Raw genomic sequence first — 17,508 nt, forward strand, 5'->3', positions numbered from 1 at the left:
AATCGGATGAACACCACGGAATCGGACGCTTCCGCGCCTCGAGGCCGATTCCGGCGAACGCGTCCGATTCTGTTGCCGGTTCAGGCGGCCGCCGGGGCGGGCCGTGCCCGCCTCAGGCCGCTGCCGCAGCCAGCACGGCCGCGGTGCGCGGGCCGACGCCGAGGGCGACCGCCTGCGCGAGCTGCGCCGCGGTGTCGACGTCGCGGCGGAGGGTCGACTCCCGCGGGACCGTGAGGTCGGTGCAGCCCAGCAGCCGGTGGCGTGCCGCGGAATCGGCGCCGAAGGCGGAGACCCACACCGCGCCGGGTCGCGCGGTGACGAGGGTGGAGCCGGTGCCCTCGGCATCCGGGACCAGACCCCGCTCGACCTCGCCGGCGAGTGCCAGCGCGGCATCGAGATCGCGCGACGTGAGCGCCGGCAGGTCGCCCAGGAGCGCCGCGCGCGGAGCGCTCACCCCCGCGGCGTCGGCGCCGGTGGCGATCGCCACGTCGAGTCCGCGGACCTCGCCCTCGGCCAGGACGTCGACCGCGGGCCACTGCGCGACCTGCGTACGCACCTCGGCGTCGTCGGTCACCACGAGCACGCGCCGGACGCGGGCCGTGGCCGCGACCGCGGCGATCGTGTCGAGCGCGATCGCGCGGGCCAGCGCCTCGCGGTCGGCCGTGACGGCGGTCAGCCGCGTCTTGCCCAGGGCGGCGGGCTTGACCGGCACGACGACGGTCCAGCCGTCGCGGATCTCGGGAGTGCTCATCGCGTCCATTGTGTGCAGAACTCCTGAGGTATCCGGTCAGGGGTAGCGGTTTCGGCGGAAATGGGGCACTCGCCGTCGATTCCTCAGGAGTTCTGACCGCTTCGGCTCGGCCCCGGCACCCGAGCCGCTCAGGCGAAGCGCTTGCGGAGGCGCGGCAGGATCTCCTCGCCGTACATGCGCAGGAACTCCTCCTGGTCGTGGCCCGGGTCGTGGAACACGAGGTGCCGGAACCCGAGGTCGACGTACCGCGCGATGCGCTCGACGTGCTCGTCGGGGTCGGTCGAGACGATGAATCGGGATGCCGCCCGCTCGATCGGCAGCTCGTTCGCGAGGCGCTGCATCTCGATGGGGTCGTGGACGCTCATCTTCTCTTCGGCCGTGAGTGCCAGGGGAGCCCAGAAGCGCGTCTTCTCGAGAGCGGTGTCGTGGTCGGGGTGGTACGACACCTTCACCTCCATGAGGGTGTCGACGTCGTCGCGGGTACGGCCGGCCTTGGCGAGACCGTCGTCGAGCGCGGGCAGCAGCTTCTCGGTGTAAAGCTCCGGGTCTTTGCCGCTCGTGGTGATGTAGCCCTCGGCGATGCGTCCGGCCAGTCGCGTCGCCGCGGGGCCCGAGGCACCGATGTAGATCGGCACCTTCTGCTCGGGGCGGTCGTAGATCGTGGCATCCTTCACCGAGTAGTAGGTGCCCTCGTAGGTGACCCGCTCGCCGGCCCACAGCTCGTTGATGATGGTGATGGCTTCTTTCAGGCGCTGGAAGCGCTCGGGTGCCTCGGGCCACTCGAGGCCGAGCGTCACCTCGTTGAGCGCCTCGCCCGTGCCCACGCCGAGCACGACACGGCCGGGGTACATCACGCCCAGGGTCGCGAAGACCTGGGCGATGACGCCCGGGTGGTAGCGGAACGTGGGCGTGAGCACGCTCGTGCCGATGATCACGCGCTCGGTGCGCGCTCCGAGTGCGCCCAGCCACGGGAGGGCGTTCGGCGCGTGGCCGCCGTCGTGCATCCACGGCTGCAGGTGATCGGAGAGGAAGACGGAGTCGAAACCCACCTCTTCGGCCAGGACACCGAAGTCGAGGAGCTCGTTGGGCCCGAACTGTTCGCTCGAGGCCTTGTATCCGAATCGCAGGGGAACGCTCATGAACTCTCCTAGGGGCGGGGATGGGTGGGGGTCGCTTCGGCGGGCTCGGCGGCCGGGGTCGTGGTTGCCGCGGGGGTGGGCGTGGCTTCGGCGGGCTCGGCCACCGGGGCGTGGACGGACGGGAGGAACTCCGACCCGTCGGTGGCGACGAGGCGTTCGTGGAAAGCCTGCACCGTGCCCGGCCACAGCAGGGTCAACCGCCCGGATCGCTCGTCGACGTACCAGTTGCGGCATCCGCCGGTCAGCCAGGGGGTGGATGCCGCGGCCGCGGCGATCTCGTCGGTGTACGCCGCTTCGGCTTCGGGGCGGACGTGGAGCGTCCGGTCGGGGCGGCGATCGCGTTCCGTGAGGGAGCGGACCACGTACGCGGCCTGCTCCTCGGCCATGAGGACGGCGGAATTGTGACCGAGGCTCGCGTTGGGCCCGTTCAGCACGAAGAGGTTCGGGAAGCCCGCGACGACCGTCGACCCGAACGAGGTCATGCCCTCCGACCAGTGGTCGGCGAGGGTGGTGTCGTCCGCGCGCACAAGGTCGGCGTAGGGCTGCCGGGTCGAGGCGAAGCCCGTCGCGAGGACGAGGATGTCGGCCTCGTACCGCTCGCCACTCGCGGCGGTGAGAGTGGAACCGTCGACCGCCAGGAGCGCTGTGGGCTCGAGGGTGACGGCATCCGACGCCACCGCGGGGTAGAACGCGTCGGACAGGAGCACGCGCTTGCACCCGAAGGCGTAGTCCGGTGTCAGGGCCTCGCGCAGGGCGGGGTCGGACACCTGGGCGTGCAGGTGGGAGAGCGCCATCGCGCGAGCGGCGGCGGATGCCGCGGCGTCACCCGAGCGCGAGGCGAAGCGTTCTTCTCCCTCGGCGTAGAGTTCGGCGCGCAGGCGGGCGAGGTCGCCGGGGTTCTCGGCGAGACGCTCGCGGTCGCTGCGGGGGATCTCGCCGCCGCCGCGCGGGACGATCCACGCGGGGGCGCGCTGGAACAGCGTCACGTGTGCGGCGCGGCGGGCGAGTTCGGGGACGAGCTGCACCGCGCTGGCGCCGGTGCCGACGACGGCGACCCGCTTGCCGGTGAGGTCGACGTCGTGGTCCCACCGGGCGGAGTGGAACAGGGGACCGTCGAACGACTCGAGCCCGTCGATCGGGGGGACGTGCGGCTCGGTCAGGCGGCCGCACGCGAGGACGAGCGAGCGGGCGATGAGCGGCTCAGCGTCGATGCCGGTGTCGATGCGCCACACCGCGTCCGCGGCATCCCACTCGGCTCCGAGCATCGGCGTGCGCAGGCGCAGACGGTCGCCGAGTCGCTCGCGCGCCGCGACGTCGCGCAGGTACGTCTGGATCTCGCCGCCCGGGGCGAACGTCCGCGACCAGTGCGGGTTCGGGTGCGCGGCGAGGCTGTAGAGGTGCGCGGGCACGTCGCATGCGACGCCGGGGTAGGTGTTGTCGCGCCAGGTGCCGCCGACGTCGGCGGCGCGCTCGAGCACGACGAAGTCGTCGCGGCCGGCTCGACGCAGTGCCCCCGCCATGGCGAGGCCGGCGAATCCCGCGCCGACGATCGCGACGTCGACGATGCGCTCGACGGAGATCACGCGGGGGCCACCCGGTAGTCGGTCGTCCGCTGCCGGAAGGGGCGCATGAGGCTGCGGGCGAGGCGTTCGGCCGCGGCGACCGGCAGCTCGAGCCCCTGCTCGATGCCGGTGTCGGGCAGCACGCGGCCGTCGTAGAGCGTTCCGCCCAGGTCGTCGCCGCCGGAGCGCAGCAGCACCGCGGCGGTGTCGCGGCCGACGCGCGTCCAGGGAATCTGCACGTGCGGGATGCTGCCCGAGAGGAACAGCCGCGACACGGCGACCATCGCGCGGTGCTCGTCGAGCGGGGCGCGCCCCGTCACGAGCGGAACGTCGCCCCCGGGCAGCGGGATGGGCACGAACTCGGCGAAGCCGCGGGTCTCGTCCTGGATCTCGCGCAGGCGGCGCAGGTGCGCGATCCGCTCTTCGGCCGTCTCGACGTGGCCGTAGAACAGCACCGACGTCGAGCGGAACCCCGCGCGGTGCGCGGCGGTGATCCCCTCGACCCAGCGGTCGATCTCGAGGTCGCCGGGCGCGACGAGCGCGCGCACCCGCTCGCTGAGGATCTTCACGCCCGTGCCCGGCACGGTGTCGACGCCCGCGTCGCGCATCGCGGCGAGGGCACCGTCGAGCCCGAGTCCGCCGCGGTCGGCGAGGTCGCGCACGTCGGCCGGACGATAGGCGTGCACATGGATGCCGGGAGCCCCGCGCTTCACCGCCCGCACCACGTCGAGATAGCCCGAGGGGTCTTCGTCGGGGCGCAGCGAGCCCTGAATGCAGATCTCGGTGGCACCGAGGTCGGCGGCGTCGGCGGCGATGGCCGTGGCGTCATCGAGGTCGAACTCGCCCGCCCCCGTACGGCCGGCGCGCCGGAACCCCGTCGAGGTCAGATTGCGGTTCTGCACGAGAGTGATCGGCTCGCCCACGGTGTAGCGGCGTGCGTCGTCGGCGACGGCGGCGAGGGCATCGAGCTCGGCGCCGGTGGCGCGCAGCAGGCGGGTCCAGTCCGCGTCGTCGAGCCCGAGGGGATCGGATGCCGCCCGCTCGGCGAGGCGCTTCACGCCGGGGTCGGAGCTCGCGGCGTGGTGAGCGGAGGGTGAGGGATGGGCGGAGGACCGGAGTTCGGCGTCGGGTCCTCCCTGCGTCCCTGTTCCTCCCTCGGACACCGCGCGCGGGATCACATCGGCCGCGAGCCCCTCGGCATCGGCCAGGGCCCGAACGCGCGCGTGGAGGGCCGGGTCGATCCAGTGCGCGGCATCCTGGACGAACTCGGGGTGCGCGGTGAGGCGTTCGCGCAGCGTGTAGCCGTGGGCGGCCGTCTGCGCCGCGAGGTCGTCGATCTGCGGCCAGGGACGCTCGGGGTTGACATGGTCGGCCGTGAGCGGCGAGACCCCGCCCCAGTCGTCGATGCCCGCCGCGATCAGGGCGCCGAGCTCGCGCGGGTCGGAGAGGTTCGGCGGTACCTGGATGCGCATGTCGGCTCCGAACACGAGTCGCGCGACGGCGACCGTCGCGAGGTACTCGTGCATGTCGGCATCCGGGGCGCCCTGCATGGCGGTGCGCGGCTTCGCGCGGAAGTTCTGCACGATGACCTCTTGCACGTGGCCGTGCCGGTCATCGAGCTCGCGCAGCGCCACCAGCGACTCGGCGCGGTCGCGCACGGTCTCGCCGATGCCGACGAGGATGCCGGTGGTGAACGGGATGCCGGCGGCCCCCGCGTCGTCGATGACCTTCAGGCGCAGGTCGGGGTCTTTGTCGGGGGAGCCGTAGTGCACCTGCCCGGGCTCTTCGTAGAGGCGGCGCGAGGTGGTCTCGAGCATCATGCCCATCGACGGCGACACCGGGCGCAGCGTCGCCAGTTCGTCGGGGTGCATGACGCCGGGGTTGGCGTGCACGAGCATGCCCGTCTCGGCGGTGATGAGCCGCGCGATGTGCGCGACGTAGTCGATCGTGGAGGAGAAGCCGTGCTCGTCGAGCCACGCGCGGGCTTCGGGCCAGCGTTCCTCGGGGCGGTCGCCGAGGGTGAGGAGCGCCTCTTTGCAGCCGAGCGCCTGCCCCTGTCGCACCACGGTGAGCACCTGCTCGGGGCTCATGTACGTCGGCTTGCGCAGCAGGTTCAGCTGGCCGGGGGTGTCGACGAAGACGCAGTAGTGGCAGCGGTCGCGACACAGCGTCGTGAGCGGGACGAACACCTTGCGCGAGTACGTCAGGACGTCGGGGCGCCCGGCGCGCGCCAGACCCTCGTCGCGCAGTGCTCCGGCGACGGGGAACAGTTCGTCGAGAGGGGCGTGCAGCAACCGTTCGGTCTCGTCGACGTTCGGACGGTGGCCGCCCAGGACCTGCGCGAGAAGATCGTCGATCGATGCGCCTCGGGCCGGTGCGACTCGCGGCGCAACACTGCCCGTACTCATCGCTCCAGGCTATCCCTCGCCTCCGACATCCGGGCCGGGAACGGCGCCGAGCTCGGATGCGCGACCGGAAACACGATCGTTGCGCTCTCGTAAGGTCGACGCCCCGTCGCCCTCAGGGAGGGCTGGCAGGATGGATGCCATGGTGACTCTGCTGCTCGATCAGGCGCAGCTCGAAGTCGTGCTGTCGCCGACCGAGCGCGCGCTCTCGTTCCGCAAGAACAACATCGTGGTGCCCCGCGAGCACATCGATCGCGTGCAGTTGACCGACGACGCGTGGACGTGGCTCCGCGGCGTGCCGAACCCGGGCATCAACCTTCCCGTCGCCGTGGGCGCGGGCACGTGGAAGTCGGCGGGCGGCAACGATTTCGTCATCATCCGGGGCCGCAAGCCCAGCGTCGTGGTCGACCTGACCGGTCACGACGAGTTCGAGCGGCTCGTGCTGACCACCAAGCACGGCGTGGCGTTGCTCAAGGCGCTGCGTCTCGACGTGGCATCCGAGCCCGAAGACGTGGCCGACATCGTCGCGTGAGTCGACCCGACGACCGCCGGCCTCCCATCGGGCCTCGTTGAGTGTCCGAAACACCCGGACGATTTTCTGAGACGTCCGGGTTTCTCGGAGACTCAACGAGGTGAACGGACCGCAGCGGGAAACGGGCTCAGGACGTGAACTGGACCACGGTGTCCCACGCGAGCTTCACGACGAGGATCGACAGCGTCACGAGGAACACGATCCGCACGAACCCGCTGCCGCGACGGGTCGCCATGTGCGCGCCGATGAATCCGCCCGTGACGTTCATGACGGCCATCGCGAGGCCCAGGACCAGCAGGATCTCGCCGTGCACGCCGTACACCGCGAGGGCCGCGAGGTTCGTGGTGAGGTTGGCGATCTTGGCGTTGACGCTCGCCTGCAGGAAGCCGTAGCCCAGCACGCTCACGATGAGGATGACGAAGAACGACCCCGTGCCCGGACCCAGGATGCCGTCGTAGAAGCCGACCAGTAGACCGATCGCCCCGGCACGCCACGCGACGGCCGCGGCGCGGTCGTGGCGGGGCTCGTGCTCGAGGCCCATTCTCGGCTTCAGCAGCGTGTACAGCGCCACGGCGATGACGGCGACGAGGACGATCGGGGTGAGCACCTCTCGCGGGACGTATCGTGACAGCGCTGCGCCGAGCGTGGATCCGGCGTAGGCGCCCACGACGAGGGGGATCAGCAGGACGAGCTGCACCCTGATCTTGCGCAGGTACACCCAGCTCGCCGAGAGCGTGCCGAAGAACGACGACAGCTTGTTCGTGCCGAGGATGAACGGGGTCGCGACGTCTTTCGGCACGGCGATGACGAGGGCCGGCAGCTGGATCAGTCCGCCGCCACCGACCACCGCGTCGACCCATCCGGCCACGCCCGCGGCGATCAGCAGGACGACGAGGGCTGCCACCGAGACGGGGAGCCACTCGGCGATCACCGGTCCATCGAGCACGGTTGATTCTCGCCGACCCGGGAGGCCGCGCCAAATGCGCAGGGCGGAGCGGCCGCGCTGCGCAGGGCCGTGCGCAGTGTCGTCGAGGACGCGTACGGTGACGGCATGACGAACGAGACGGAGCCGGGATGGCAGACGCTGAGTCGCCGCGAGGCGTACGTCGGGCGTGTGCGCATCGTCGAGCACGAGGTCGTCCTACCGGACGGGACGTCGTCGACCTACGAGGTGGACGAGAGCGTCCCCTTCGCGGTCGCGACCCTCGTGGTCGAGGAGGCCCAAGTGGTCCTCGCGCGGCAGTACCGGTATCCGCTCGATCGGTGGATCTTCGACCTTCCCGGCGGAGCGGGCCACGCGACGGAGACGCCCGAGGACGCCGCTCGCCGTGAGCTCGAGGAAGAGCTCGGGCTGATCGCGACCGAGCTCGTGCCGCTGCAGACCTTCTTCGTCAACCCGGGTCGAGCGGCCTGGCCGGTGCACCTCTTCCTCTGCGTGACCGAGACGCGACCGGGGGTCGCCGACACGTCCGACCCGGCGGAGCAGGTGCGGCACGCGCGGCTGAGCATCGGGGACCTGGATGCCGCGATCGCGCGTGGCGACATCGTGGATCCGGCGCTGCTCATCGCGCGTGCGAGCGCCGCCGCTCGCGGTCTGCTTCCGCCGATCGCGCCCGCTCCGTGAAGCCCCGGGTCAGTCGACGTCGCGACGCCAGGTCGTGAACAGGCCGATCACGAGGAACACCACCGCGTAGGCCAGGAGCACGAGGCCGCCGACCCACCAGTCGAGTGATCCCGAGCCGCCGGACGACATGGCGCCGAAGATCGTCTTGCCCACGAGGGCGTCGCTCGCGGCGCTCGGGAACCACTTGACGACCTCGCTGAAGCCCGAGACGAGCCCGCCCAGGGTGCGGACGATCGGCTCGATGAAGAGCGTGACGGCGAGCACGATGACGATCGCGGCCACCTGGTTGCGCACGACGGTTCCGACACCGATGCCGACCACGGCCCACAGGGCGAAGGCGAGCAGCATGCGGCCGACGAGCGTCCAGGTGTCGGAGGACCCGAGTTCGGCGTCGACGCCGAAGATGCTGAGTACGCCCGCGCCCGCGGCGATCGCGGCGGCGGATCCGAGGATGCCGTAGAGCAGGCCGACCACGATGCCGACGAAGAACTTGCCGCCGAGGACGATCCCGCGGCGCGGCGTGGCGAGGAACGTCGGGGTGAGCGTCTTGTGCCGGAACTCGGTGGTGACCATGAGGGTGCCCACGAGCAGCGGGAAGACGTACCCGACCCCGCTCGCCGAGCTGTAGACGAGGCCGGCGAGGCCCTCGGTCTGCGGCGTGGGACCGTTGCCGGTCAATCGGCCGGAAGCCACGCCGCCGAAGACGAGCGCGAGAACGCCCGCGGTGAAGGCGACGTAGACCACGAGCACGATCGCCAGCACCCACCACCCGGCGGTGGAGAACTGCTTGGTGTACTCGGAACGCGTGGCGGCGATGAGGCTCATCGGGACACCTCCGTGCTATCGGTCGCTGCGCTGTCGGTCGCTGCGCCTTCCGGGGCGGTGCCGCCGTCTTGTGCGGGGGCGGGCGGCACCACGTCGATGACACCCGTGGATGCCACCGAGTACGACGGCCGCGGATCTTCGGACCGTGACGCCTCGGACGGCGGCTCCACCCGGACCCCGCGAGCGGACGCCGGGATCGTGACGAGGTCGGTCGAGGGTGCCGGTTCCGCTGCGGCGACGTCGTCGACGGGCGCCGCCGCGGGGTCGACCGGGGCCGCCGCGGGCAGCGGCTCGGCCGCGGGCGCCGGGGTCACGGCATCCGGGACCGCCGCATCCGGGACCGCCGCGTCCGGGATCGCCGCATCCGGGAGGCCGGGTTCGGGTGTCGGCGCCGCGACGGTCGTGCCTCCCGCGCTCGCGTGGACGCGCACGCCGCTGACGAGCTCGAGGAAGATGTCTTCAAGGCTCGCGCCCTTGCTCTGCAGGTGCGACAGGGCGATGCCGGCGCCGGCGGCGAGAGCGCCGATCTCGACGGGCTCGAGGTGGCGGATCGTGAAGCCGTTGCGCAGCAACTGGTACGGGATGCCGCGCTCGTCGAGCAGCGCCGACAGCGCCGCGCGATCGGGCGCGTCGACGACCGTGGCGTACTCGTCGGGGTCGGCGAGGTCTTCGACGCCGCCCTGGAAGACGAGGCGGCCGTGGGAGATGATCAGCAGCGCGTCGACGGTCTGCTGCACCTCGGCCAGGAGGTGCGACGAGATGAGGACGGTGCGTCCCTCTTCGGCGAGGTGGCGGAGCAGGGAGCGCATCCACCGGATGCCCTCGGGGTCGAGGCCGTTCGTGGGCTCGTCGAGCACGAGGACACCCGGGTCGCCGAGGAGGGCCGTCGCGAGGCCCAGACGCTGGCGCATGCCGAGCGAGAAGCCGCCCACGCGGCGTCCGGCGACGTCGGCGAGTCCGACCAGGCCCAGTACCTCGTCGATGCGCGAGGTCGGGAGCGATGCGGCGCGCGCGTAGACCTTAAGGTGGTTCGCGGCGGAGCGACCGGGGTGGAAGCTCGACGCCTCGAGCGCCGCGCCCACGGTCTGCAGGGGCGAGGCGAGGTCGGCGTAGCGCTTGCCGCCGATCGTGGCGGTGCCCGAGGTGGGACGCACGAGTCCGAGCAGCATGCGCAGCGACGTCGTCTTGCCGGCGCCGTTCGGCCCCAGGAAGCCGGTGACGAGGCCGGGCTCGACGCGCGCGTCGAGGGAGTCCACGGCCGACACCGCGCCGAACCGTTTGGTCAGGCCGGCGAGTTCGAGCACCTGTCCCTCGGGCATGCGGCCCCTTTCTGTCGGCGGGCGTTCCTGCCATCTTCCCCGATCCGGGGGCGAAAACGCATCTCCGCGTGAGCGGGAGGGTGGGCCGAAGGGCAGCCAGGCGCGTGTGTAACGTGGCAGCGTGAACGCTCAGCGATCCGACGACGATGCCGTCCTGGTGCACGCCCTCCGCGGTGTCGGGCATCTGACCCTCAACCGACCGCGGGCGATCAACGCCCTCGGACTCGACATGATCCGCGACCTCGCCGCGGCCCTGGACCGGTGGAAGGACGACACCGACATCGAGCTCATCCTGCTCGACGGTGCGGGCGAGCGCGGATTCTGCGCCGGCGGCGACGTCCGCGCTCTGCACGGCCTGGTGGTGGACGGACGTGTCGACGAGGTGCACACCTACTTCCGCGAGGAGTACGCGCTCGACCACCTCATCGCGACGTACCCCAAGCCCGTCGTCGCGATCGCCGACGGCGTGACCATGGGCGGCGGCATCGGTCTCGCCGGCCACGCCGCGATTCGCATCGTCACCGAGAACTCCCGTCTGGCGATGCCTGAGACGCGCATCGGCTTCACCCCCGACGTGGGCGGTTCGTGGCTGCTGTCCCGCGCGCCGGGACGACTGGGGGAGTACCTCGGGCTCACCGGAGCGACGATGGATGCCGCGGACGCCATCTACGCGGGGTTCGCCGACCACCTGGTGCCCACGGCCCATCTGCCGGCTCTGTACGACGCCTTCCAGGTACGCGCGGATCCCGCCAGTCCGACCGAGCTCGTGCTGCTGTTCGACGAGACCGCGGGCCCCTCGCGGCTGGAGGCGGCGAGGCCGTGGATCGACGACGCCTTCGCGGCGGACGACGTGCACGGCATCCTGGAGCGGCTGCGCGCGCGTCCCGAGACCGAGGCCCACGAGACGGCCGAGCTTTTGGCCGACTCGGCGCCGACCGCCGTCGCGGTCACGCTCGCGGCCGTGCGCCGGGCGCGCACCCTGCCCGACCTGCGCGCGGCGCTGGCGCAGGAGTACGGTCTGGTCATGTGGTTCGCCCAGACCCAGCCCGACCTGGTCGAGGGCATCCGTGCGCAGCTCATCGACAAGGACCGATCGCCGACGTGGTCGCCACGGCGGCACGAGGATCTCGCGCCGGAGGTCGTGGCATCCGCCCTCGCCTTCGAGCCCGCGCTCGCGCTCTGGTGAGACGCCCATGACCCGCCGGACACGGAGATGGTCGATCGGGCGTCTGCTCGACGGGTTCTTCTTCGTGTTCGCGGGTCTCGCCGCGATCTGGCTCGCGTACCTGAGCTTCACGCAGGCGTTCCAGGTCGGCTGGGCGGGGGTGGTGCTGGCGGTGGCGTTCTGGGCGCTGCTCGCCTATCTGGTGCTGCCGCGGCTTCATCGCATCCTGACGGCGATCTACGTGCCGGACTACTTCATGGGGCGCACGCGCACCTCGGACGGGCTGCTCGGCGACCCGGTCAACCTGGCCGTGCTCGGCGAGCGAGAGCAGATCGAGCGGGCGATGGCCGAGGCCGGGTGGATCGCCGCCGACCCCGTGGGCTGGGCCTCGTCGTGGCGGATCATCACGTCGACCCTGCGGCGACGCAGCTATCCGACGGCTCCCGTGAGCCCGCTGTTCCTCTTCGGACGCATGCAGGACCTCGCCTACCAGCAGGAGGTCGCCGGTTCGCCGGCGAAACGGCATCACGTCCGCTTCTGGCAGTGCCCCGACGGGTGGTTGCTGCCGGGCGGACGTCGGGTCGACTGGCTCGCTGCCGGAACCTTCGACCGTGCGGTCGGCCTCTCGCTCTTCACTCTCCAGGTCACGCACCGCATCGACGCCGACACCGACATCGAACGCGACCACATCGTCGCCAGCCTCACGGCCGTGGCCGGGGTGGAGGTCGACGTGATCCGCGACTTCGCGACCGGGTACCACTCGCGAAACGGCGGGGGCGACAGCATCACGACCGACGGCGACCTGCCGATCCTCGACGTGCGGGCGGTGCGGATTCCGGATGCCGTGCCCCGAGGCTCGATCGACGCCGGGGCCGAGCGGTGAGCGGTCGTCGGCAGCCGCGCAAGCGGGCGGCGTTCGAGCCCCTCGCTGTGCCGGAGCCGCGGAATCCGCGGATGCGGCGACCTGCGGCGACGGTCGCCGGGGGAGTGCTCGTACTGCTGCGTGCGCTCTCGGGCGCCGTCTGGGGAGCGTCGGTGCTGTTCGGGCTGCCGCCCTGGCTGCGCGCGCTCTCGGGGTTCGCGAACGGCGACAACACGATCCCCCTCGAGGACACGATCGACGACTTCGGCTTCCCGGTCGAGGTGTTCATCGGGCTGCTCGCCGTCGTGTTCCTCGTGCAACTGGTGTTCGGCATCCTGCTCCTCCGGGGGAGCAACGCGGCGCGGGTCATCGTGATGATCGTGTCGACGTTCTCGATCACCGCGGCCTTCGTGGGCTGGTGGGAGGTGGGCGCCGAGATCACGGTGGCGACCACGCTGGTGACGCTCGCGCTCGACATCCTCGTGCTGCTCGCCCTGTCGAGCCGGGATGCCGCGGCCTACGCGCGGCGGAACGAGAAGCGCGGCTGAGCGGCCCGGCGGCGCGAGGCGCCCGGGGCTGTGCACAGGTGCGGCGCGTTAGCCTGAGAGACGCCGCGCACGCGCGCGGCGGAACGGATGACGCAGGTGTTCGACAGCCCGATGTCGGTCTCGGCCTACGAGGTGCTTCGCGTGACGGTCGACGTCGACGACGAAGCGCTCCGTCGCGCCTATCGCGCGCGCCTGCGCGAGACGCACCCCGACACCGGCGGCGACGCCGCGCTGTTCGTGCAGGTGCAGCGAGCGTGGGAGCTCGTCGGAACGCCCGAGGCACGCGCGGCCTACGACCGTGGCCGCGGATCGGCCCCGGGCGAGTGGAGCGGTGGGGCAGCGGCATCCGCGCCCTCCCGACCCGCTGACACGCGCCCGCGCGCGCGATCGCACGGACAACCGGGTGGCTGGCGGCGCGAGCGGTATCTGACCTTGATCCGCGAGTGGGTGGGGCGCGGGGTCGACATCGCGGATCCCTACGACCCGGCCCTCGTGCGCTCCGCGCCGCCGGAGATCCGGCACATCCTCGCCGACGCGCTCGCCGAGGAGGAGACGGCGCGGCTCGTGTCCGAACTCGGCATGGGCTACACCGTGTGGCACGACGTGTTCGCCGATCGCGACGGGCGTGATCCCGAGCAGAAGATCGACCACGTCGTGCTCGGCCCGAGCGGGCTGTACGCGATGCTGAGCGAGGACTTCGGCGGACCCGTGGGCGTTCGGCGCGGTGAGATCTCGGGCGCGAACGTGATCGGATCGCCCGTGACGCAGCTCGTGTCGCGCGCCCGCGTGGTCGCGCGGTCGGCGGGGGTGCGCTTCAGCGGGGCGATCGTGGTGCTGCCCGACGATGCTGTTCTCGACGCGATCACCGACCTCGGCAAGGTGCGGGGCACGCCGGTTGCGCTCGTGACGCGAAGCGCGTTGACGACCCTGCTGCGGCGTGGGATCCCGGGCGCGCGCGAGGTCGGTGGCACGGAGCTGTTCGACATCCGCACACGCCTGCAGCAGCGGGTCCGTCACGTCTGACGGCCTCGCGCGCCGTCGGGGGCATGCCTAGGGTGGGGACATGAGTACCGACGAGACCCCCTCCGACGACATGAAGCGCAAGTTCCGTGAAGCGCTGGAGAAGAAGAACGGTCAGCAGCGCGCGGGGCAGGCCCACCTCGACGGCAACTCCGCGGTGCACGGGACGCACGCCGCCGTGACCAAGCGGGAGTTCCGCCGCAAGAGCGGCTGACGCGCGTCAGCGGTCACGAACGCTGCCGGAGCGGCGCGTCGAAGAACGCGAGTTCGAGCGCCATCGAGCGGTCGTAGGCCGCGGCCATCGCGGCCCGGACGTCGGGGGTGGCCGCTGAGGCGGCGGCATCCGTGATCCGGGCGGCGGTGGCCGACGAGGCCTCGAACCGCTCGTCGCCGTAGGCGGTGAGCCAGTCGGCGTAGGGGTGGTCGGCGTCGAAGGTGCCGCGCCAGCGGACGCCGATGTCGGTGTAGAGCACGAAGCACGGCAGGATCGCGGCGACCAGGACCGCGTACGAGCCCGAGGCCGACGCGGCGTGCAGGTGCTCGGTGTAGTCGAGGGTGGATGCCGCGGGCTCGAGGCCGCTCGGATCGACGTGCGACTGGTGCAGCGCCGCCTCCTCTTCGAGGCACGACACGGACGCTGCGGCCCAGAAGCGCTGCTCGTCGACGGTGGGGGCGAGCGCGGCGGCGCGGGCGAGCACGCGCGCGTACTCACGGAGGTACAGCAGGTCTTGACCGAGGTACCAGGTGAAGGCCCCTCGATCGAGGTTTCCGGATGCCAGTCCCCGGACGAACGCGCACGCGTCGACGTCGGCGCGGGTCGAGGCGGTGGCATCCCAGCGCTCGGCGCTCCACGAGCGGCCCAGGTCGATGTGCGGGCGGAGCTCGTGCAGGCGGTCGATCGGGCCGTTGCCCTGGCCGACGTGCAGTTCGTCGGCGTGTTCGAGGGCGCCGGTGAGCCAGCGCTTGGCGCGCACCAGGGCGTCGGGCCACGAGCGGCCGTGGGCCGCGAGGGTCGCCATGGCCGACGACAGCGAGCAGCCGGTGCCGTGGGTGTGGCGGGTGGCGACGCGCGGGCCGGTCACCGGGTACACGCCGACCGTGTCGACGATGGCATCCGGGCTCTGTTCGCCGTCGAGGTGGCCGCCCTTCAGGAGGATGGTGGTGTCGGCGCGAGCGGCCAGCGTCCGGGCCTGGACGACGGCGGCGTCCCAGGTGCGGGCGACCGGTTCGTCGACGAGGACGGCGAGCTCGGGCAGGTTGGGCGTGACGAGGTCGGCGCGTCGGCAGAGTTCGCGGACCGCCGCTTCGGCGTCGCCGTCGAGGAGGCGGTCGCCGCTGGTCGCGACCATGACGGGGTCGAGGACGACGAGCGGCGGACGCACGGCGGACAGCCACGCGTCGACGGTCGCCACGACGTCGGCGGAGCCGAGCATCCCGATCTTCACCGCGTCGATGACGACGTCGTCGCTGACCGCGCGCAACTGCGCGTCGAGGAATGCCGGGGGAGGCACGTGCACCTCGCGCACGCCGAGGGTGTTCTGGGCGACGAGCGCGGTGACGGCCGCCATGCCGTAACCGCCGAACGCGGCGATCGCGCTGAGGTCGGCCTGGACGCCGGCACCCCCGGTCGGGTCGGTGCCGGCGATGCTGAGGACGCGGGGGATCATGCGGCGGCCCCCCGGAGCGCGCGCACGACCGCGCCGGGATCGTCGGCCGCACACACGGCGGAGACGACGGCGACACCCGCTGCTCCCGCACGGCGCAGGGGGCCGACGTCGTCGACGTCGATGCCACCGATCGCGACGCAGGGTAGGACGGTGGATGCCGCGAGCTCGGCGAATCCGTCGACGCCGAGCGGTCGCGGGTGGTCGGGTTTCGTCGCGGTGGCGCGGATGACGCCCACCCCGAGGTAGTCGATCGTGCCGTCGGGGAAGGCTGCGGCCGCGGCGAGGTGGGCCGGGGTGTTCGCGGTCCAGCCGACGAGCGCGTCCGGGCCGAGCAGGGTACGCGCGACGTCGACGGGGAGGTCGTTCTGCCCGAGGTGGATGCCGTCGACGCGGGCACCGTTCGCTCGCGCGGCCAACACAATGTCGAGGCGGTCATCGACGACGAAGGCGCATCGGCCCGCGATGACATCGGCGAGGTCGAGGGCGCGGGCGTAGAGTTCGCCGCCGGTCGCGACCTTGTCGCGCAGCTGGACGACGGTCACGCCCGCGTCGACAGACTCGTCGACGATGTCGCGCAGCCGCGAGAACGCCACGCGGTGGTCGGTCACGAGGTGCAGGGAGAGGTCGGTCATCGCGCGAGCTCCACCCGGTCGCGGAGATCTGCGGGCTCGATGGCGGCCAGCTCGTCGAGGAAGGTGACGGCGAACGATCCCGGTCCTCGGGCTCCGGATGCCGCCCGCTCCGACGCCACGGCCCAGACGGCGCTCGCCGCGACCGCAGCGTCGAACGGCTCCGCGACCGCAGCGAAGGCGGCCATCGCGGCGCCGAGCGCGCAGCCTCCGCCGGTGACCTTGGTCAGCAGGACGCTGCCGCCGGGGACGCGCGCCGTGCGGGTGGCATCCACGATCAGGTCCGTGTCGCCCGACACGGCGACCGTGCCGCCGGTGCGGGCGGCGAGGGCGCGAGCGGCGTCGAGCGCGTCGTCGGCGTCGTCGGTCGCGTCGACTCCGCGCCCGCCCGCGCCGGCACCCGCCAGAGCGAGGATCTCGGAGGCGTTGCCGCGGATGATTGCGGGGCGCGCGTCGAGCAGCTCGTGCGCGAGCACCGTGCGGACGGGAAGGGCCCCCACCGCAACGGGGTCGAGCACCCAGGGGGTGCCGGTGGCGACGGCTTCGCGAGCGGCGTCGCGCTGCTCGGCGGTGGGGGTGCCGAGGTTCACGAGCACGCCGCCGGCGATCCCGGCGAACATGCCCGCTTCGCCGGGGATGTCGCACATCGCGGGGGCGGCGCCGAGGGCGAGGAGTGCGTTGGCGGTGAAGTTCGTCACCACCGCGTTGGTGATGCACTGCGTGAGCGGTGATGTCTCGCGGAGGCGCGCGAGCGCGTGCGCGGGAGCCTCCGTGAGCGCTTCGGCGGGAGCGGGGGCATCCGCGGGGGTAGACGGAGACGACGACGTGCGAACGACCATTCGCGACATCCCTTCGCTAGTACGAACTAGATCAGGTTCGACGGGTGTGTTCTCAGCCCTGGTGGGCACCCCGTGTCACTGCCGGCGACGCTAGCACAGAGCTCGCGGCGCTCGGTGCGAGTGGGAGGGTGCTGACGGGCGGATGCCAGAGGCGTGGCGTAGGCGGGCGGGACGGTGCGGGCGTGCGGTTTGGGCGACCCCGCTGCGCGCGGATCGGCACGGATGCGCGACGTGGTTCAGGGGAGGGGGAGACGGGCGGGCAGTCGGGCCGGGCGGGTCGGGCGACGCCCGTGCGCGCGGATCGGCGCGAAGCGCGATGTGGTTCAGGGCGGAGAGGTGGATGGACGTGCGGAAGGGCGGAGGGGCGCATGGGCGCGGGGCGCGCGCGAAGGCGCAGAGGCGCGCGGGGCGCGGCGCGGAAACGGACGCACGCCGACGACCGCCTTGGGAAGCCGGTCAGAACGGGGCGTGGTCATGGTCGGGTGGGGTTGGGTCGTCGGGGAGGAACCTCACCGCGGGTGAATACGGGAGGGGTTCGTCGCGGTAGGTGCGGCCGGTGGGGCTGGTCCATTCGAGGATTCCGTCGGGGAGTTGTCTGACGCTCCAGCGGGTGAATTGCTT

At 72.1% G+C, this 17,508-nt stretch carries 17 protein-coding genes, 1 pseudogene and 1 riboswitch; of the genes and pseudogenes, 7 read left to right on the forward strand and 11 right to left on the reverse strand.

All coding sequences use genetic code 11. From position 1 onward, the window contains the following. Window positions 1-112: 112 nt before the first annotated feature. The 4 genes from cofC to cofG all read right to left on the reverse strand — a co-directional run bounded on the left by cofC (window position 113) and on the right by cofG (window position 5,860). Window positions 113-751, reverse strand: coding sequence for a 2-phospho-L-lactate guanylyltransferase (gene cofC / locus AB0O24_RS05430; protein ID WP_275796460.1), 639 nt, complete (start codon window positions 749-751; stop codon window positions 113-115). Between the two features lie 128 nt (window positions 752-879). Beyond that, on the reverse strand, window positions 880-1,890 hold the full coding sequence (fgd, locus tag AB0O24_RS05435) for a glucose-6-phosphate dehydrogenase (coenzyme-F420) (protein WP_275796458.1): 1,011 nt from the start codon (window positions 1,888-1,890) through the stop codon (window positions 880-882). A gap of 8 nt (window positions 1,891-1,898) precedes the next feature. After that, window positions 1,899-3,473: an NAD(P)/FAD-dependent oxidoreductase gene (locus AB0O24_RS05440; RefSeq protein WP_363373143.1), complete on the reverse strand. Its 1,575-nt coding sequence runs from the start codon at window positions 3,471-3,473 to the stop codon at window positions 1,899-1,901. Beyond that, window positions 3,470-5,860, reverse strand: a complete 2,391-nt coding sequence (cofG, locus tag AB0O24_RS05445; protein ID WP_363373146.1) for a 7,8-didemethyl-8-hydroxy-5-deazariboflavin synthase CofG — start codon at window positions 5,858-5,860, stop codon at window positions 3,470-3,472. Before cofG ends, AB0O24_RS05440 begins: the two co-directional genes overlap by 4 nt. A gap of 139 nt (window positions 5,861-5,999) precedes the next feature. Between cofG and AB0O24_RS05450 the strand changes: the two genes are divergently transcribed. Beyond that, window positions 6,000-6,389 carry a hypothetical protein gene (locus AB0O24_RS05450; RefSeq protein WP_275800823.1) on the forward strand — a complete coding sequence of 130 codons (390 nt, stop codon included), beginning with the start codon at window positions 6,000-6,002 and terminating at the stop codon, window positions 6,387-6,389. A gap of 127 nt (window positions 6,390-6,516) precedes the next feature. On the opposite strand, the gene AB0O24_RS05455 is transcribed toward AB0O24_RS05450, so the two are convergent. Further along, a complete protein-coding gene (locus AB0O24_RS05455; RefSeq protein ID WP_363373148.1) occupies window positions 6,517-7,335 on the reverse strand; it encodes a TSUP family transporter in 819 nt (272 codons plus the stop codon). Window positions 7,336-7,440: 105 nt separating this feature from the next. On the opposite strand from AB0O24_RS05455, the gene AB0O24_RS05460 reads away from it, so the two are divergent. After that, the gene (locus AB0O24_RS05460; RefSeq protein ID WP_307384533.1) at window positions 7,441-8,013 is read left to right on the forward strand and encodes an NUDIX hydrolase; all 573 of its coding nucleotides are present in this window, start codon (window positions 7,441-7,443) and stop codon (window positions 8,011-8,013) included. A gap of 9 nt (window positions 8,014-8,022) precedes the next feature. Here the strand turns inward: AB0O24_RS05460 and AB0O24_RS05465 are convergent, their stop codons facing one another. Together AB0O24_RS05465 and AB0O24_RS05470 are read right to left on the reverse strand one after the other, a co-directional pair. Beyond that, complete coding sequence (locus tag AB0O24_RS05465; RefSeq protein ID WP_363373150.1) at window positions 8,023-8,838, reverse strand: ABC transporter permease; 816 nt, start codon at window positions 8,836-8,838, stop codon at window positions 8,023-8,025. Further along, window positions 8,835-10,157 (reverse strand): ABC transporter ATP-binding protein, encoded by a 1,323-nt coding sequence (locus AB0O24_RS05470; RefSeq protein ID WP_363373153.1) that lies wholly within the window; start codon window positions 10,155-10,157, stop codon window positions 8,835-8,837. Before AB0O24_RS05470 ends, AB0O24_RS05465 begins: the two co-directional genes overlap by 4 nt. Window positions 10,158-10,278: 121 nt before the next feature. Here AB0O24_RS05470 and AB0O24_RS05475 point away from each other — a divergent pair, with 121 nt between their 5' ends. The 5 genes from AB0O24_RS05475 (at window position 10,279) to AB0O24_RS05495 (ending at window position 13,966) form a co-directional block, all read left to right on the forward strand. After that, entirely contained in the window at window positions 10,279-11,343 is a 1,065-nt protein-coding gene (locus AB0O24_RS05475) for an enoyl-CoA hydratase/isomerase family protein (RefSeq protein ID WP_307384539.1), read from the forward strand. 7 nt (window positions 11,344-11,350) lie between these two features. Next, entirely contained in the window at window positions 11,351-12,205 is an 855-nt protein-coding gene (locus tag AB0O24_RS05480) for an LssY C-terminal domain-containing protein (protein WP_307384540.1), read from the forward strand. A gap of 71 nt (window positions 12,206-12,276) precedes the next feature. Further along, window positions 12,277-12,732 carry a hypothetical protein gene (locus tag AB0O24_RS05485; RefSeq protein WP_275800829.1) on the forward strand — a complete coding sequence of 152 codons (456 nt, stop codon included), beginning with the start codon at window positions 12,277-12,279 and terminating at the stop codon, window positions 12,730-12,732. A gap of 96 nt (window positions 12,733-12,828) precedes the next feature. Beyond that, complete coding sequence (locus AB0O24_RS05490; RefSeq protein ID WP_363373182.1) at window positions 12,829-13,755, forward strand: DnaJ domain-containing protein; 927 nt, start codon at window positions 12,829-12,831, stop codon at window positions 13,753-13,755. Between the two features lie 40 nt (window positions 13,756-13,795). Next, complete coding sequence (locus tag AB0O24_RS05495; protein WP_193753669.1) at window positions 13,796-13,966, forward strand: DUF5302 domain-containing protein; 171 nt, start codon at window positions 13,796-13,798, stop codon at window positions 13,964-13,966. A gap of 13 nt (window positions 13,967-13,979) precedes the next feature. On the opposite strand, the gene thiD is transcribed toward AB0O24_RS05495, so the two are convergent. The 4 genes and pseudogenes from thiD to AB0O24_RS05515 all read right to left on the reverse strand — a co-directional run. Further along, window positions 13,980-15,419, reverse strand: a complete 1,440-nt coding sequence (gene thiD / locus AB0O24_RS05500) for a bifunctional hydroxymethylpyrimidine kinase/phosphomethylpyrimidine kinase (RefSeq protein ID WP_363373158.1) — start codon at window positions 15,417-15,419, stop codon at window positions 13,980-13,982. Beyond that, window positions 15,416-16,051 carry a thiamine phosphate synthase gene (thiE, locus tag AB0O24_RS05505; protein WP_307384545.1) on the reverse strand — a complete coding sequence of 212 codons (636 nt, stop codon included), beginning with the start codon at window positions 16,049-16,051 and terminating at the stop codon, window positions 15,416-15,418. Before thiE ends, thiD begins: the two co-directional genes overlap by 4 nt. Continuing rightward, window positions 16,048-16,887, reverse strand: a complete 840-nt coding sequence (gene thiM / locus AB0O24_RS05510; protein WP_363373163.1) for a hydroxyethylthiazole kinase — start codon at window positions 16,885-16,887, stop codon at window positions 16,048-16,050. Before thiM ends, thiE begins: the two co-directional genes overlap by 4 nt. Beyond that, a riboswitch (TPP riboswitch) is annotated at window positions 16,879-16,970 on the reverse strand. Its footprint overlaps the gene before it by 9 nt. 373 nt (window positions 16,971-17,343) lie before the next feature. Next, window positions 17,344-17,508 (reverse strand): annotated as a pseudogene (locus tag AB0O24_RS05515) (HNH endonuclease); the annotation flags it as partial.

The sequence above is a fragment of the Microbacterium sp. NPDC086615 genome (genome assembly GCF_040686055.1).
Lineage (GTDB): Bacteria > Actinomycetota > Actinomycetes > Actinomycetales > Microbacteriaceae > Microbacterium.